This window comes from Allobrachymonas sp. (genome assembly GCF_041912815.1).
Classification (GTDB): Bacteria; Pseudomonadota; Gammaproteobacteria; order Burkholderiales; family Burkholderiaceae_C; genus Brachymonas.
In genome coordinates, this window is the sequence record NZ_JAYRLV010000006.1 from 31,774 (window position 1) to 46,493 (window position 14,720).

Below are 14,720 nucleotides of genomic sequence, written 5' to 3' on the forward strand. Positions count from 1 at the left end.
ATCGGGGAAAGCGGGAGAGGAAGTCTCCCGCGGGGGACAGCATCAGCGGCATGTCCTGCTCCCTGCAATGGCAGGCAGGGCATGTGGGTGAAGCTGCCAAAAGCAACAAGGGCTGGTCCCGTGAAGCACCAGCCCTTGTTCTTGAGCGATGGACTTTCCCGAAAGAGGCCTCGAAGAGACCGATTCCGGGACGATCCCGCGTGCCATCAGGCTGCCAGAGAGGCCTTGACCTGATTGACGATGCCGGCAAATGCGGCAGCGTCGTGCACTGCGATGTCGGCCAGCACCTTGCGGTCCAGACCGATCTGGGCCTTGTTGAGTCCGTTGATGAACTGGCTGTAGGTCAGGCCATTGGCACGGGCGGCGGCGTTGATACGGGCGATCCACAGCTGGCGGAACACACGCTTCTTGTTGCGGCGGTCACGATAGGCATACTGACCTGCCTTCATGACGGCTTGCTTGGCAATGCGGAATACATTGCCGCGGCGGCCGCGGAAACCCTTGGCAAGGGCGAGGACTTTCTTGTGACGGGCACGAGCCGTGACACCACGTTTGACGCGAGGCATGTTTTATCTCCTTATTCGTCTGATTACAGGCCGGCGAACGGCAGCATCTGAGCCATGTGACCCATGTTGGTCTCATGCACGGTCACTGCACCACGCAGATGGCGCTTGTTCTTGGTGGTCTTCTTGGTCAGGATGTGGCGCTTGTAGGCCTGGCCACGCTTGACCGTGCCACCGGGACGAACGCGGAAACGTTTTTTCGCGCTGCTCTTGGTCTTCATCTTGGGCATTGTGATGCTCCTTCATTTGTGCTCGTGAGGCGGTGTGCAACCTTTCACACACGCTTGCTGGCCCCGAGCCACTTGTTGTGATCGCTTCCGTTGCCGGAGGCGGTCAATGGACAGGGCTGCCGGGTGAGGGCAGCCCTGCATCCATGGGGTGCGGATGGCAATGCGTCGCGCAGCGACGAGGCATCACTGTCCGGCTTCTGCTCCCGCGTCGACGGTGCTTTCGGAAGCGGGCTTGCCTGCGTCCTTGGCGTTGCCGACCACCTTCTTGCGGCCAGGAGCGATCATCATGATCATCTGGCGGCCTTCGAGCTTGGGGAACTGCTCGACGACAATGGTGTCGCCGAGCTCGTCGCGGATGCGCTGCAGCAGCTCAATGCCGAGCTGCTGGTGCGTGATCTCGCGTCCGCGGAAACGGAGCGTGATTTTACACTTGTTGCCCTCTTCAAGGAAGCGGCGAACGTTGCGCATCTTGATGTTGTAATCGCCTTCGTCGGTACCAGGACGGAACTTGATCTCCTTGACCTCGATGACCTTCTGCTTGGCCTTGGCTTCTGCGGCTTTCTTTTGTTCTTGGTATTTGAACTTGCCGTAGTCCATCAGGCGACAGACAGGAGGATGGGCCATGGGGGCAATTTCGACCAGATCGACATCCTGATCGCCAGCCATGCGCAGGGCTTCCTGCAGACTGACGATGCCGATGGGTTCGTTGTTGGGCCCGGAGAGGCGCACCTCGGGTGCGGAAATTTCGCGGTTCAGGCGATGCTTGCGTTCCTCGCGCTGACGACGATCACGATATTCGGTAGCGATGGTGAATGTCCTTTCAATACGTTGTACGCCAGTCGGGCGGCGAGCAGGCAGAGCCGCTGCCGCCCGGATACTCAGCTCTTTTGCGGAATGGGCGGAGTGGCTGACCGGCTGGTGATGTCACTCTGCACGAGGCTCATGAAATCCTCGACGGACATGACGCCAAGATCCTGGTTGCCTCTGGCGCGTACGGCCACCTGGTGGTTGTCGCGTTCCTTGTCTCCCACGACGAGGATATACGGCACTTTCTGGGTGGCGTGACTGCGTATTTTATAGGTAATCTTGTCGTTGTGCAGATCGGTGGCCACACGGATGCCGTGCCTGCGCAACGTTTCGGCCACCTGGGTGGCATAGTCGGCCTGTGCATCGGTGATGTTGAGCACCACCACCTGCTCGGGAGCGAGCCAGGTGGGCATTGCGCCGGCATAGTGCTCGATGAGGATGCCGATGAAGCGTTCGAGGCTCCCCACGATGGCCCGGTGCAGCATGATGGGGCGATGGCGGTTGCCGTCCTCTCCCACATATTCGGCATCGAGCCGCTGGGGCAGGTTGGGATCGACCTGGATGGTGCCGCACTGCCATTCGCGTCCCAGGGCGTCCTTGAGGGTGTATTCGATCTTCGGGCCGTAGAACGCCCCTTCGCCGGGCAGATAGGTGAATTCGCAGCCGGAGGCGCGCAGGCCTTCGGCAAGGGCGTTTTCGGCTCGGTCCCAGCTTTCTTCGGTGCCGATGCGCTTCTCGGGGCGGGTCGAGAGCTTGTAGATGATGTTCTCGAAGCCGAATTCGCGATAGACGTTCTGCAGCAGGGTGGTGAAAGCCGTCACTTCGGACTGGATCTGTGCCTCGGTGCAGAAGATGTGGCCATCGTCCTGCGTGAAGCCGCGCACGCGCATGATGCCGTGCAGGCCGCCGCTGGGTTCGTTGCGATGGCACGCCCCGAATTCGCCATAGCGCAGGGGCAGGTCACGGTAGCTGCGCACGCCCTGCTTGAAGATCAGGATGTGGCCGGGGCAGTTCATCGGCTTGAGGGCGTATTCGCGCTTCTCGCTTTCCGTGATGAACATGTTCTCACGGTATTTGTCCCAGTGGCCTGTCTTCTCCCAGAGTCCCTTGTCCAGAATCTGCGGTCCCTTGACTTCGAGGTAGCCGTTGTCCTGGTAGATATGGCGCATGTATTGCTCGACCTGCTGCCAGATGGTCCAGCCCTTGGGGTGCCAGAACACGGTGCCGGGCGAGAATTCGTCGATGTGGAAGAGGTCGAGTTCCTTGCCGAGCTTGCGGTGGTCGCGCTTCTCGGCCTCTTCGAGCATGTGCAGGTATTGCTTGAGCTCGTCCTTGGAGGCCCAGGCGGTGCCGTAGATGCGCTGGAGCATTTCGTTGCGGCTGTCTCCGCGCCAGTAGGCACCGGCGACCTTCATGAGCTTGAAGTATTTGAGCTTGCCGGTGCTCGGCACGTGGGGGCCGCGGCAGAGGTCCTCGAAGCGGCCTTCCCGATAGAGGCTGACTTCCTCGCCCTGTGGAATGCTGCCGATGAGCTCGGCCTTGTACTTTTCTCCCAGATCCCTGAAGTAGGCAATGGCTTCATCGCGGGGGAGCACGCGGCGCACGATGGGTTCGTCCTTGCCGGCCAGTTCGGTCATCTTGGCTTCGATGGCGGCGAGATCCTCGGGGGTGAAGGGGCGCTTGTAGGCGAAATCGTAGTAGAAGCCGTTTTCGATCACAGGGCCGATGGTGACCTGCGCATCGGGGAACAGTTCCTTGACCGCATAGGCCAGCAGGTGGGCGGTGGAGTGGCGGATCATGTCCAGGCCGTCGGCATCCTTGGCGGTCACGATGGCCAGCGGGGTGTCGTGCTCGATGAGATAGCTGGTGTCGACCAGTCGGGAATCGTCTGCGGAACCGATGCGGCCGCCGAGGGCGGCCTTGGCCAATCCGCTGCCGATGCTGGCAGCCACGTCGGCTACGGTGACGGGATGGTCGAAGCTGCGCTGGGAACCGTCGGGGAGGGTAATGCGTACCATCGTGAAAGACTCTGGATCAGAAAAAGGAGGGAAGGAGGCAACAAAAAGGCGCGGGGGATGCCGCGCCTGCTTCTGAAAACGGAATGTCCGCCGAATTTACCGACGGCCGTGCAAGCAGCGGCCCGACGTCTGCAGGGAGACGTCGAGAGAGGGGGAGGACGGAGTTCGCGGTGTCATAACCGGATGTGCCTTTCTCGCTCTTGCTGAGGGTGAAACAGGAAAAACTCTCTTGATTCTAGCCCAGATGCACGGACATGGGGCACCCCCATGCCGGTGCGCGGAAGGCATGGACACGGGGCAGCGGGAAAAGATCGCTACACTTGGAGCATGCGGGCTTGCCGGGGACACGTGCCTGACAGTCGGACGCATGACAGGCAGACACTACAGACAGAGAAGATCATGGCACATTACAACCCCCCCTTTGAAATCCATGTGCACGGCGAAGTGTCTCTGCATCCCGAAGTGAAGCTCGAAGATGTGCAGGAGGCACTGCGCCCGTTGTGGGAGTACGCAGGAGCCCGTTCTCTGCAGGACGGTGCGGCGAGCATCTATGACGAAGAGCCCGGCATCCAGTACGAGGCGCGCCAGCATCTGCTGCGCATGTGCTGGACGCTGCGCGGCGACGAGGATTTTCGCCAGAACATCGACGACATGTGCATGAACCTCAATGAGCTCGCCAGTGTGGGGGCGCCTATCGAGGTGTCGTTCTATGACACCGAATTCGATGAGGACGACGAGGAATCGCGCGATGAGGAGTCGCGAGACGATTTCATTCTGGTCTTCGTCGGTCCCACGCCGGCGGCGATCATGCAGATCCAGCGCGACTTGCTGGTGCAGGATGTGGTGAATGTCATGGAGCGGCATTTCGATGCCAGCGAGCTGACTGGTGTGGTGGGCGAGATCGACCGGCTGTTCACCGAGCGCTTTGATGCGCTGGTGGAGTCGCTGGAGATCGGAAAGTCGCCGAAAGGCGGCAATGCCGGAGGCACTGGGCACCGCAGTGGCGGTGGACGCAAGCCGCGCCATCTGCATTGATGCGAAGGCGCGACTGGCGCGCAAGGTGGCGGGGCCTTTCATGCCTTCCTTCAAAGGGAGGGCGTGTTCTGGCAGCAGCGCCCCAGCGGGAGCAGTGCGGGATCGGTGCCCGCTTCCCCCAGAACCCTGAAAGCTGTGATCGGCAGACGGTGATCAGGACAGTGTGACTGCGTGGGCTTCGATGTGAGGCAGATGCAGCCAGCGCCTGGCGGCTGTGGTGAGCCGTTCCGGGAAAGCGGTGCTTTCGAGGATCAGGGTGCCGGGCACGGGGCGCTCGGGGCGTTCGCTGGCATCGTCGGGCGAGGGCACCGGGGCGCTGCGCAGCAGGCCCGTCTTGCCGAGCAGACGGGCGGTTTGGCGTGCCACCGGTTCGCCTGGCTCGATGAGCGCGACGCCGGGGCCGGCCAGTGGCGCGAGCAGCCGTGTGGCAAACGGGTAGTGCGTGCAGCCCAGCACCAAGGTGTCGATGCCGTGGGCGGAGTCCTGTCCGACGAAGGGCGACAGTTCGTGCATGTAGCGCTCGCAGAGGCTGCGCACGGTTTCGCCATCGGGGTTGGGATGGTTTTCCAGGGCATTTTCGATCGAGAGGGCAAGGCCGTTGCATGCCAGGATATGCAGGTGGCAGTTGGTGCCCCAGGTGCGTGCCAGCTGCTGGAAGCGGGCGCTGCCTACCGTGGCGCGCGTGGCCATGACTCCGATATGGCCGGTGCGCGTGAGCGATGCGGCAGGCTTGATGGCCGGTTCGATGCCGATCAGCGGCAGGGTGGGGAAACGTTCGCGCAGCAGGGATGCGGCAGCGGCAGTGGCCGTGTTGCAGGCGATGACGAGTGCCTTGATGGCGTGGGCGCGCACCAGATACTGGGTGATGTCCAGGCAGCGGTGTCGGATGTCGTCCTCGCTGCGTTCGCCGTAGGGGGCCCAGGCGGTGTCCGCAAGGTACACGAAGTCTTCCTGAGGCAGCAGGCGCAGCAGCTGGCGCAGTACGCTCAGTCCTCCCACCCCGCTGTCGAAGACGCCTATGGGTTCGAGACTGTGGGGATTGAAGACCGGCATGTAGTGTGCCCGGAAGCAAGAGGGAAGAAAAAGTCGCCCGCGCTGGAGGCATCAGATGGCCTTGCAGCGCAGGGACTCTGTGTGCCACTCAGGCCGCTTCCGAGGGAGGCGGCCCCGAGAGGAACAAGGAGGGGTGCGGCAGGGCTGCCGCACCGTGAGGACTGCGTATCAGCCTGTCAGCCTGTCAGCCGGCGATGATGCCGACGCCCTTGAATTCGCCGCTGGCGATGCGCTGGGACCATTCGGCTGGGCCGGTCTTGTGAACCGATACACCCTGGGCATCGACCGCGACGGTGACGGGCATGTCCTGGACTTCGAATTCGTAGATGGCTTCCATGCCCAGATCCTCGAAAGCCAGAACCTTGGCTGCCTTGATGGCCTTGGAGACGAGGTAGGCGGCTCCGCCAACGGCCATCAGATAAGCGCTCTTGTGCTTCTTGATGGCTTCGATGGCGACCGGGCCGCGCTCGGCCTTGCCGATCATGGAGATGAGGCCGGTCTGGGCCAGCATCATCTCGGTGAATTTGTCCATGCGGGTGGCCGTGGTGGGGCCGGCAGGGCCGACCACTTCGTCACGCACGGGGTCGACCGGGCCGACGTAGTAGATGACACGATTGGTGAAGTCGACCGGGAGTTTTTCGCCCTTGGCGAGCATGTCCTGGATGCGCTTGTGGGCGGCATCGCGGCCGGTGAGCATGCGGCCGTTGAGCAGCAGGGTCTGGCCCGGCTTCCAGGAGGCGACTTCTTCCGGGGTGAGGGTGTCGAGGTTGACACGGGTGGCCTTGTCGGCATCGGGATGCCAGTCGACCTTGGGCCAGAGGTCGAGGCTGGGCGCAGCGAGATAGACCGGACCGTTGCCCTTGAGGGTGAAGTGGGCGTGGCGTGTGGCGGCGCAGTTCGGGATCATGGCGATGGCCTTGCCGGCCGCATGGGCCGGGTACATCTTGATCTTGACGTCGAGCACGGTGGTGAGGCCGCCGAGGCCCTGGGCGCCGATGCCGAGGGCGTTGACCTTTTCGACGAGTTCCATGCGCAGCTTTTCCACATCGGTGAGGGGTTCGCCGCGCTTGGCCTTTTCCTGCAGTTCATGGAAGTCGAGGTCTTCCATGAGAGCCTGCTTGGCCATGAGCATGGCCTTTTCGGCCGTGCCGCCGATGCCGATGCCGAGCATACCGGGCGGGCACCAGCCTGCACCCATGTGGGGAACGGTGTTGAGGACCCAGTCGACGACGCTGTCGCTGGGGTTGAGCATGGCGAACTTGGACTTGTTTTCGCTGCCGCCTCCCTTGGCTGCCACGGTGACTTCCACGGTGTTGCCAGGCACGATTTCGGTGTGGATGACGGCGGGGGTGTTGTCGCCGGTGTTCTTGCGCTTGAACTGGGGGTCGGAGACGATGGAGGCGCGCAGGGTGTTGTCAGGGTCGTTGTACCCGCGGCGCACGCCTTCGTTGACGGCGTCATCGAGGCTGCCGGTGAAGTCGCCCCACTGGACGTCCATGCCGACCTTGAGGAAGACGTTGACGATGCCGGTGTCCTGACAGATTGGGCGGTGGCCCAGTGCGCTCATCTTGCTGTTGGTGAGGATCTGCGCCATGGCGTCCTTGGCGGCGGGGGATTGTTCCATTTCCCAGGCGCGGGCCAGGTGCTCGATGTAGTCGGCGGGATGGTAGTAGCTGATGTACTGCAGCGCGGCGGCGATCGATTCGATCAGATCGTCCTGCTTGATGATGGTGGTCATGGGGTTCCTTGCGGTGCGGGGTCAAAACATGCAGGGTGTATGTGTCTCCGGGCAGAGGCTAAAAGGCGCCGCCCGGAGCGCAGGCGCTATTGTGCCCTGTCTGGCTGACGTGCGGCCAACTCGGCGTTTTCGGGAGAACCCGGCAGGGCGCACACACCGGGTTGGCGCAGGTGGAGTGCTGCCTGTGCCAGCAGACCGGAGGAGATGGGGGCCGTGAGGAACAGGAAGAGGGTGATGAGCAGTTCGGCGGCATGCAGGTGCAGATCGAGCGCCGAGGCTCCCATCGAGGCGAGCAGGATGCTGCCGACGCCCAGGGTCGAGGCCTTGGTGGGGGCGTGGAGCCGCATGTAGAAGTCCGGAAAGCGGACGAGGCCGATGGCGCCGGCGAGCATGAAGAAACTCCCGGCCAGCAGCAGCAGGGAGAGAAGCCAGACGAGGAGCGATGCGAGGACGGGGGGCATGGGGATTGCTCCTGCGGATCATTCGATGACGGTGCCGCGGGCGACGTAGCGTGCGGCGGCCAGTGTCGAAACGAATCCCAGCATGGCGATGACGAGCGCGGCTTCGAAGAAGAGAGCCGACTGTTGCAGGATGCCTGTGAGCACGATGAGGGCCAGGGTGTAGAGGTAGAGGGTGTCGAGTGCCAGAATGCGGTCCGGTAGGGAGGGGCCTTTCCACAGACGCCAGGCGCACAGGAGCATGGAGAGTCCGGCTGCCCCCATGGCAATGCGCAGGGCCAGGATCCAGATCGGGTAATCAGCGGGATGGGGCATGGGGAAGGGTCTCCGGTGGGGTGTCGAAGATGGCGGCAAGCGGCTGCTCGTAGCGCCTGTGAATGGAGGCCAGCGCGCCTGGAATGTCGTCGCAATGCAGGGCATGCACCAGGATGCGGCGCCGGTCGGGGCTGATGGTGCAGCTGATGGTGCCCGGGGTGTTGGTGATGATGGAGGCCAGCAGGTCGATGGCCAGGGGGTGCCGCAGGGAGACGGGGACTTCGAGCCAGGCCGGATGCAGGGCCGACATGCGCCCGAGGGCCTGACGGGCCACGATGAGATTGCACAGGAGAATGTCCTGCAGCACGTGGGCCACGAGTCGGGGGATGGGCTGCCAGCGGATGCGGATGCGAGTGGGGGTGTCGGGTGCATCCGGGGTCTGCGGGGGTGGGGGGAGACGCATGAAGGCGTGCAGCACCCGGGGCAGCACCAGGGCGAACAGAAGGGCCATGAGCCAGTGGCCCGGGCTGTCTGCATCTTCCAGCAGCAGCCAGCATGCCGCCAGCCAGAGGCTCCACCAGGGATGGGGCAGCCAGCGGCGCAGGCTGGAAGCAGGAGGTGCGGAGGGAGGGGTCATGGGTGGGCCTCCTTGGATGTGGCTGGCATGTGGCCGGTGTAGGGGCGTGTGCTCAGGGAGATGCCGTTGTGCTGCTGTGGCCCCAGGACCTGGGTGGCATAGCTGTGGATGTCGAGGAGCTGGCGGGCCATGGCGTCGGTGTAGTGCTTGAGGGGTGCGGCATACACGGCCACGAGCATGACGCAGCCCAGCAGCAGGGAGGACGGGGCCAGCACGGCCCAGGAGGCGGCGCTGGGAATATAGGGGGTCGACGCGGGAAGGTGACCGCTGGCAGGCGCTGCGGGCTCTACGCTCCAGAACAGCAGGCTGCCTGCGCGTGCCAGTCCTATGAGGGTGAGAAAGCCCACACCCAGCACGGAAGCCCAGATCAGCCCCTGGTGCATGTGTCCGGCTGCAGCGTGCAGCAGCATCAGCTTGCCGAGGAAGCCCGGCAGGGGAGGAAGGCCCGCTGCCGAGGCCGAACCGAGCAGCACCAGCAGCCCCAGCGTGGCGGGCTGGGCGAGGCGGTTGGCTGGCTGCAGGCGGTCATAGGCGGAGCCGCGCTGGAGGGCGACGAGTTCGACGAGCAGGAACATGGCGGCCATGACAAGGGTGCTGTGCAGCGCATAGTACAGGCCGGCAGAGAGGCCTTCGACCGTGCCGAGTCCCGCACCGGTGAGCACGGTGCCGACCGAGGTCACGGTGAGCCAGGCCACCAGACGGGCCAGTCGGTGGGCAGCGAGCGCCCCGAGCACCCCGGTGACTGCCGTGAGAATGCCGAGCGGCAGCAGCCAGTGCTGGGCCACGTCGCCAGCACCCGGTACGTGGCCCCACATCATCACATGGGTGCGGAGGATGGCGTAGATGCCCACCTTGGTCATGATGGCGAACAGGGCGGCCACGGGAGCGCTGGCAGAGGCATAGGTGCCGGGCAGCCATACGTGCAGGGGAAACACCGCAGCCTTGAGGCCGAATACGGTCAGCAGCAGCAGCGCCGTGATGCGCAGCAGCCAGGCCTGGGTGGCTGATTCCTGGGCCAGCTGCATGGCACGCAGGGCCACATCGGCCATGTTGAGCGTGCCGGTGATGCCGTAGACGAGGGCCAGTCCGATGAGGAAGAACGACGAAGCGACCAGATTGAGGATGACGTAGTGCAGGCCGTTGCGCAGGCGTTCGTCTCCGCGTCCGTGCAGCAGCAGGACATAGCTGGCAATGAGCAGGATCTCGAAGAAGACGAACAGGTTGAAGAGGTCGCCCGTGAGAAAGGCCCCGTTGAGCCCCATGAGCTGGAGCTGGAAGAGCGCGTGAAAATGCAGGCCCCGTTCGTCCCAGCCGTGACAGGCGTACCAGAGGATGGGGACGGCGATGAGCCATGCCATGGCCAGCATGTAGGCTCCCAGACGGTCCACCGCCAGGACGATGCCGAAGGGAGGGGGCCAGTTGCCGAGGCGGTAGACCATGACGGAGCCCGTGTCGGCGACCTGCAGCAGCGCCACGACGACGATTCCTCCGAGCACCAGGCTGGCCAGCCCCAGTGCGCGCTGGAGGTGCAGACGGCGCTGTCCGGACACCATCAGCAGCACGATGGCCGTGAGCAGGGGCTGCAGCACGGGCAGCAGGGGCAGGTGCTGGCGCCACGCCGGAGGCAGGAGGGTCAGTGCGGGAGCAAGCTCATGCATGGGTGTCCTCCTCGCGCGCGGGAGTCCCGGGCTCGTGGCCGTCGACATGGTCGCTGTGGTGGGTGTGATAGCCCCGGAGTGCCAGTTCGAGCAGCAGCCCTGTGGTGGCAAAGCCGATCACGATGGCCGTCAGGACCAGGGCCGGGGGAATGGGGTCGGCCAGCGTGCGCGCCGTGGGGGGCGTGTCATGGCCGATGAGGGGGGAGGCGTCGAGCCACAGGCGTCCCATGGCGAAGATGAATGCGTTGACTGCGTAGCCCAGCAGGTTCAGTCCCAGCACCACGGGCCAGCTCCGGCCCCTCAGGATCAGGTAGATGCCACTGGCGGTGACGAGGCCGATGCCGCTGGCCAGCAGGAATTCGAGGCTCATGATGGATCTCCCTTTGTGGGGAGCAGGTTCGGACCCGGCATGCCGTCTGGCAGACGTGCGGGAGAAAGAGACGCAGGGTGGGCATGGCGCGAGGCCTGTCCCAGCACGGACAGCGTGAGCAGCACAGAGCCGATCACCACGCCGTAGACTCCCAGGTCGAACAGCGCGGCCGAGGCAAGCGGCACTTCGCCCACCACGGGCCATACCGGATGGCCGGCGGCGCTGGTGAGGAAAGGGTATCCCCACACCATGGCCCCCAGCCCGGTGATGGCCGCCATGCCCAGGCCCAGCGCAATCCAGCGCACGAAACGGTCGCCGTGGCGGACGTGCAGCAGGGCATCGGCTTCGGTCTGCCCGCGGGCCATGTACTGCAGCACCAGTCCCGCCGCAGTGATCAGGCCGGCGATGAACCCCCCGCCAGGCGCCTGGTGCCCGCGCAGGAAGACGTGCAGTGCCACGAGCACGATGAAGGGCAGCATGACCGTCGCTCCCATGCGCAGCATGAGCGGCGAAGGGGCAAAGGACCAGGCAAGGCTCTGCGGATCCCGTGCGGGGCGCTCCACGCGGAGGCCCTGCATCAGGGCCATGACTCCGAGCCCTGCGATGGACAGCACGGTGATCTCGCCCATGGTGTCATAGCCACGGAAATCGACCAGGATGACATTGACCACATTGCCGCCGCCGCCGTGGGGCAGCGCATTCTGCAGGAAGTACCAGGCGATGGACGCATGGTCGCGCGTGAGCATGACCCAGGCCAGCCACGCCACCAGGGCACCGATGGACAACGCCAGCGCACCGTCGCGGGCCTTGCGCCATGCGGAAGATTCGCGCGGAGTGGTGGGCGGCAGCAGTGCCAGCCCCATGAGCAGCAGCACGGTGGAAATCACCTCCACGCTCAGCTGGGTGAGAGCCAGATCGGGAGACGACAGAAACACGAAGCACAGTGCAGTGACCATGCCTACGATCGAGATGAACACCACGCTGTACAGGCGCCGGTGATGCCACCGGAGCACGGACACGCATCCCAGTGCCGTCAGCCCCCACAGCAGCCAGGCCAGCGGAGTGGCGGGCAGCAGGGCGCGCGTGCCAGCAACGGGCAGAGCTTCGGGCCATGCGATGGCCGCTCCTGCTGCGCACACGACGACGCACCCCAGCAGCAGCACCAGGTAGCGCTGCAGCGAGCCGTTGGCAGTCAGGCTGGTGAGACGCCCGGCCAGTGCGAACAGGCGGTCGATGGTGCGGGTGTAGAGCTCGGGCCCGCTCCAGTGCTTCCAGAATCCGCTCTCCGGACGCAGCTGCAGCCGCCGGTCCCGCACAAGCCAGAGGTAGATGGACAGGCCGGCGATCAGGGCGACAGCGCTGATCAGCAGCGGGACATTCCAGCCATGCCACAGGGCCAGATGGACGTCGACTGGCGTTCCGTGCGCCGTGGAGGCGGCGCTCCGGACCAGACCGCCCCAGAGAGCCTCGGGAAAGCATCCGCCGGCTGCACACACGGCGGCCAGCAGCAGGACCGGGGCACGCATGCTCCAGACCGGATCCGTCAGATGGGGATTGCGGCGGGCCTGCTCAGCAAACGCGGCATCTCCCCGACGGAAGAAGGTGTCGAGCAGAAAGCGCGCCGAATAGGCCACGCTGCCCGTGGCGCCCAGCGCGGCCACTGCGACCAGGACCCAGCCCATAGGCGAGAGCGCCTGCAGCGACCAGACCGAAGTCAGGAACATCTCCTTGCTCACGAAGCCGCCGAGCGGCGGCACGCCGGCCATGCTGGCCGTGGCCACGGTGGCGGCGGTGGCCGTCATAGGCAGATACAGGGAGAGCTGGCCGAGTTTGCGCATGTCGCGGGTGCCGGCCTGGTGGTCGACGATGCCGGCCGTCATGAACAGGGCTGCCTTGAAGCTGGCGTGGTTCACGATGTGCAGCACCGCCGCCTCCATCGCCAGGGGCGTGCCGATGCCAATCAGGCATACGATGAGTCCGAGGTGGCTCACCGTGGAATAGGCCAGCAGCGCCTTGAGGTCATGCCGGAAAATGGCCACCGCTGCCGCGAAGGCCATGGTGCACAGCCCCACGGGCAGCACGATCTGCTGGAACAGCGCATTCCCCTCCCATACCGGAAAGAGGCGCAGCAGCACATAGATGCCCGCCTTGACCATGGTGGCCGAGTGCAGGTAGGCCGAAACGGGAGTCGGTGCCGCCATGGCGCTCGGGAGCCAGAAATGGAAGGGCAGCTGCGCACTTTTGGTGAAGCAGCCCACCAGAATCAGTCCCAGCGCCCATGGAAACAGCGGATGGGCCTGGATGTGGGAGGCCAGGGCTGGCAGCTCGCTGATGCGCATGGTGCCGGTGATCTGTCCAATGAGCATGAAGCCACCCAGCATGGCGAGCCCCCCGCCGCCGGTCACGGTCAGTGCCATGCGCGCGCCGCGCCGTGCGTCGTATTGCGTGCCCCAGTAGCCGATGAGCAGGAAGGAGGAGAGGCTCGTGAGTTCCCAGAACACGATGAGCAGCAGCAGGTTGTCCGCCAGCACGACGCCCAGCATGGCCGACATGAACAGCATGAGCCGGCTGTAGAACCGTGCCGTGGAATCGTGTCGGTGCAGGTAGCCGCTGGCATAGACGATGGTGAGCAGGCCCATCACGTCGATCAGCCCCACGAACAGGGCCGAGAGCGGGTCGAGCCGCAGGGAGATGTCGAGCCCCAGCTCGGGCACCCAGGGCATGGAGGTCTGCACTGCCCCGGCGGCCATCAGGTCGGGCAGCAGGCTCAGCAGGCATCCCAGGCTGCCCAGAGCCAGCAGGCCAGCGAGCATGGCACTGGCCTGGCGTGCCGCAGGCCGTTCAGCAGCCGGGAGCGCGCCGTTGCGCAGGGCGCGGCCCGGCAGATGGTGCGGGAGCAGGGTGAGGGGGATGCCCAGCAACAGGGGCACCAGAAGAATGGCTATGAGCTGCGGCGGACCGGACATTCCTGGGCAATCGGACAATCATCGGAAAGAACGCGAACGATGGTCGGATCTGGCGGGTCTGCATGGGCACACCCGCGCACGGCAACCGCTGCGGGGAAAAACCCATTGTAATGAGAACCGTGTGCAGCCTCCGGCAGAGGCCGGGAGCTGCAGGCGGTGGCTGGTGGCCGAACGGCAAGGAGCCCGTCGTGCGTCGGAGGTTCCCAGTCACCAGCAGAGGAGAGCCGGCAGTGCGATGCCGGCTCCTCATCGGCTCACTCGTCGTCAGCCGAACGTCCGAGCCAGTGTCCCTGCATGCGCCGGCCCACGCTGCCCGAGAGCCGCGTGAGCGGGGGCAATTCGCTGGCCAGCTCAGAGTCCAGACAGACCTGCACGCAGTCCCGGATGTGCTGCTCGCCCAGGTAGCGCAAGGCGGCATAGCCCAGGCCAGCGGCAGCCAGCTGGCCGGCAACGGGCACGTACTTGACGGCCTGCTTCGAAGTCATGCGCACACCGGCACGGCGCAGGACCTGCAGTACCACTTCCTTGGTGACCAGACGCCCGATCATCATGGTGCCGACCGTGGCGATGGCCTTCTGCAGGCGTTCCTGGCGCCCCGGATCAAGGCGCGAGATCTGTGCGGGCGTGAGACCGAACTCGGCATTGATCTGCGGAATCACGCGGGTGATCAGGGAGGCGTCGACCAGCCAGTCCACCCCGGGAATGGGCACCATGCTGGTGGCAGCGCCCGTCAGGGCCTTGCGACGCAGCAGCTTGCGGGCACGCACAATGGCGTCTTCCAGCTCAGGATGTCCCTGTGCCAGACGGGATGCTTCGATGCGCATGGAACGGATTCTCCTTGTATGGTCTCGTGGGGTGCCGACCCTGTATTCCGATGTGCCCGTGTGACGGACCCGGCATCGGCGGCGTGAGGCAGTCTAATACCTTTGCCC

General features: G+C 64.8%; 14 protein-coding genes. 1 reads left to right on the plus strand and 13 read right to left on the minus strand.

Features of this window, described 5'->3' with window-relative positions:
* Positions 1-206: 206 nt before the first annotated feature.
* The 4 genes from rplT to thrS form a co-directional block, all read right to left on the minus strand.
* Positions 207-566, minus strand: a complete 360-nt coding sequence (rplT, locus tag ACE3P9_RS06495; protein ID WP_374492622.1) for a 50S ribosomal protein L20 — start codon at positions 564-566, stop codon at positions 207-209.
* A gap of 23 nt (positions 567-589) precedes the next feature.
* Positions 590-793, minus strand: a complete 204-nt coding sequence (gene rpmI / locus ACE3P9_RS06500) for a 50S ribosomal protein L35 (protein ID WP_374492624.1) — start codon at positions 791-793, stop codon at positions 590-592.
* Between the two features lie 183 nt (positions 794-976).
* Positions 977-1,600 carry a translation initiation factor IF-3 gene (gene infC, locus ACE3P9_RS06505; RefSeq protein ID WP_374492770.1) on the minus strand — a complete coding sequence of 208 codons (624 nt, stop codon included), beginning with the start codon at positions 1,598-1,600 and terminating at the stop codon, positions 977-979.
* Positions 1,601-1,671: 71 nt separating this feature from the next.
* Positions 1,672-3,618 carry a threonine--tRNA ligase gene (gene thrS / locus ACE3P9_RS06510; protein WP_374492626.1) on the minus strand — a complete coding sequence of 649 codons (1,947 nt, stop codon included), beginning with the start codon at positions 3,616-3,618 and terminating at the stop codon, positions 1,672-1,674.
* A 399-nt stretch (positions 3,619-4,017) separates the two neighbouring features.
* Between thrS and ACE3P9_RS06515 the strand changes: the two genes are divergently transcribed.
* A complete protein-coding gene (locus ACE3P9_RS06515; RefSeq protein WP_374492628.1) occupies positions 4,018-4,653 on the plus strand; it encodes a DUF6806 family protein in 636 nt (211 codons plus the stop codon).
* Between the two features lie 153 nt (positions 4,654-4,806).
* Here the strand turns inward: ACE3P9_RS06515 and murI are convergent, their stop codons facing one another.
* The 9 genes from murI to ACE3P9_RS06560 all read right to left on the minus strand — a co-directional run bounded on the left by murI (position 4,807) and on the right by ACE3P9_RS06560 (position 14,612).
* Positions 4,807-5,706 carry a glutamate racemase gene (gene murI / locus ACE3P9_RS06520; protein WP_374492629.1) on the minus strand — a complete coding sequence of 300 codons (900 nt, stop codon included), beginning with the start codon at positions 5,704-5,706 and terminating at the stop codon, positions 4,807-4,809.
* 184 nt (positions 5,707-5,890) lie between these two features.
* Complete coding sequence (locus ACE3P9_RS06525; protein ID WP_374492631.1) at positions 5,891-7,444, minus strand: fumarate hydratase; 1,554 nt, start codon at positions 7,442-7,444, stop codon at positions 5,891-5,893.
* Positions 7,445-7,530: 86 nt separating this feature from the next.
* Positions 7,531-7,905 (minus strand): Na+/H+ antiporter subunit G, encoded by a 375-nt coding sequence (locus tag ACE3P9_RS06530; protein WP_374492632.1) that lies wholly within the window; start codon positions 7,903-7,905, stop codon positions 7,531-7,533.
* An 18-nt stretch (positions 7,906-7,923) separates the two neighbouring features.
* Positions 7,924-8,217: a K+/H+ antiporter subunit F gene (locus tag ACE3P9_RS06535; protein ID WP_374492634.1), complete on the minus strand. Its 294-nt coding sequence runs from the start codon at positions 8,215-8,217 to the stop codon at positions 7,924-7,926.
* Positions 8,201-8,794 carry a Na+/H+ antiporter subunit E gene (locus ACE3P9_RS06540; RefSeq protein WP_374492636.1) on the minus strand — a complete coding sequence of 198 codons (594 nt, stop codon included), beginning with the start codon at positions 8,792-8,794 and terminating at the stop codon, positions 8,201-8,203. Before ACE3P9_RS06540 ends, ACE3P9_RS06535 begins: the two co-directional genes overlap by 17 nt.
* Positions 8,791-10,452: a monovalent cation/H+ antiporter subunit D gene (locus tag ACE3P9_RS06545; RefSeq protein ID WP_374492638.1), complete on the minus strand. Its 1,662-nt coding sequence runs from the start codon at positions 10,450-10,452 to the stop codon at positions 8,791-8,793. The genes ACE3P9_RS06540 and ACE3P9_RS06545 overlap by 4 nt, the downstream gene beginning before the upstream one ends.
* Positions 10,445-10,822: a Na+/H+ antiporter subunit C gene (locus ACE3P9_RS06550; protein WP_374492640.1), complete on the minus strand. Its 378-nt coding sequence runs from the start codon at positions 10,820-10,822 to the stop codon at positions 10,445-10,447. Before ACE3P9_RS06550 ends, ACE3P9_RS06545 begins: the two co-directional genes overlap by 8 nt.
* The gene (mbhE, locus tag ACE3P9_RS06555) at positions 10,819-13,788 is read right to left on the minus strand and encodes a hydrogen gas-evolving membrane-bound hydrogenase subunit E (RefSeq protein ID WP_374492642.1); all 2,970 of its coding nucleotides are present in this window, start codon (positions 13,786-13,788) and stop codon (positions 10,819-10,821) included. The genes ACE3P9_RS06550 and mbhE overlap by 4 nt, the downstream gene beginning before the upstream one ends.
* Before the next feature lie 254 nt (positions 13,789-14,042).
* Positions 14,043-14,612, minus strand: a complete 570-nt coding sequence (locus ACE3P9_RS06560; RefSeq protein ID WP_374492643.1) for a hypothetical protein — start codon at positions 14,610-14,612, stop codon at positions 14,043-14,045.
* Positions 14,613-14,720: the final 108 nt, after the last annotated feature.

Excerpts from the sequence above, each read along its gene's own strand:
- ACE3P9_RS06545 (WP_374492638.1), bottom strand. The coding sequence starts at position 10,452 with ATGCATGAGCTTGCTCCCGCACTGACCCTCCTGCCTCCGGCGTGGCGC.
- ACE3P9_RS06540 (WP_374492636.1), bottom strand. The coding sequence starts at position 8,794 with ATGACCCCTCCCTCCGCACCTCCTGCTTCCAGCCTGCGCCGCTGGCTG.
- ACE3P9_RS06525 (WP_374492631.1), bottom strand. The coding sequence starts at position 7,444 with ATGACCACCATCATCAAGCAGGACGATCTGATCGAATCGATCGCCGCC.
- rplT (WP_374492622.1), bottom strand. The coding sequence starts at position 566 with ATGCCTCGCGTCAAACGTGGTGTCACGGCTCGTGCCCGTCACAAGAAA.
- ACE3P9_RS06530 (WP_374492632.1), bottom strand. The coding sequence starts at position 7,905 with ATGCCCCCCGTCCTCGCATCGCTCCTCGTCTGGCTTCTCTCCCTGCTG.
- murI (WP_374492629.1), bottom strand. The coding sequence starts at position 5,706 with ATGCCGGTCTTCAATCCCCACAGTCTCGAACCCATAGGCGTCTTCGAC.
- ACE3P9_RS06515 (WP_374492628.1), top strand. The coding sequence starts at position 4,018 with ATGGCACATTACAACCCCCCCTTTGAAATCCATGTGCACGGCGAAGTG.
- ACE3P9_RS06560 (WP_374492643.1), bottom strand. The coding sequence starts at position 14,612 with ATGCGCATCGAAGCATCCCGTCTGGCACAGGGACATCCTGAGCTGGAA.
- ACE3P9_RS06535 (WP_374492634.1), bottom strand. The coding sequence starts at position 8,217 with ATGCCCCATCCCGCTGATTACCCGATCTGGATCCTGGCCCTGCGCATT.
- thrS (WP_374492626.1), bottom strand. The coding sequence starts at position 3,618 with ATGGTACGCATTACCCTCCCCGACGGTTCCCAGCGCAGCTTCGACCAT.
- ACE3P9_RS06550 (WP_374492640.1), bottom strand. The coding sequence starts at position 10,822 with ATGAGCCTCGAATTCCTGCTGGCCAGCGGCATCGGCCTCGTCACCGCC.
- mbhE (WP_374492642.1), bottom strand. The coding sequence starts at position 13,788 with ATGTCCGGTCCGCCGCAGCTCATAGCCATTCTTCTGGTGCCCCTGTTG.
- rpmI (WP_374492624.1), bottom strand. The coding sequence starts at position 793 with ATGCCCAAGATGAAGACCAAGAGCAGCGCGAAAAAACGTTTCCGCGTT.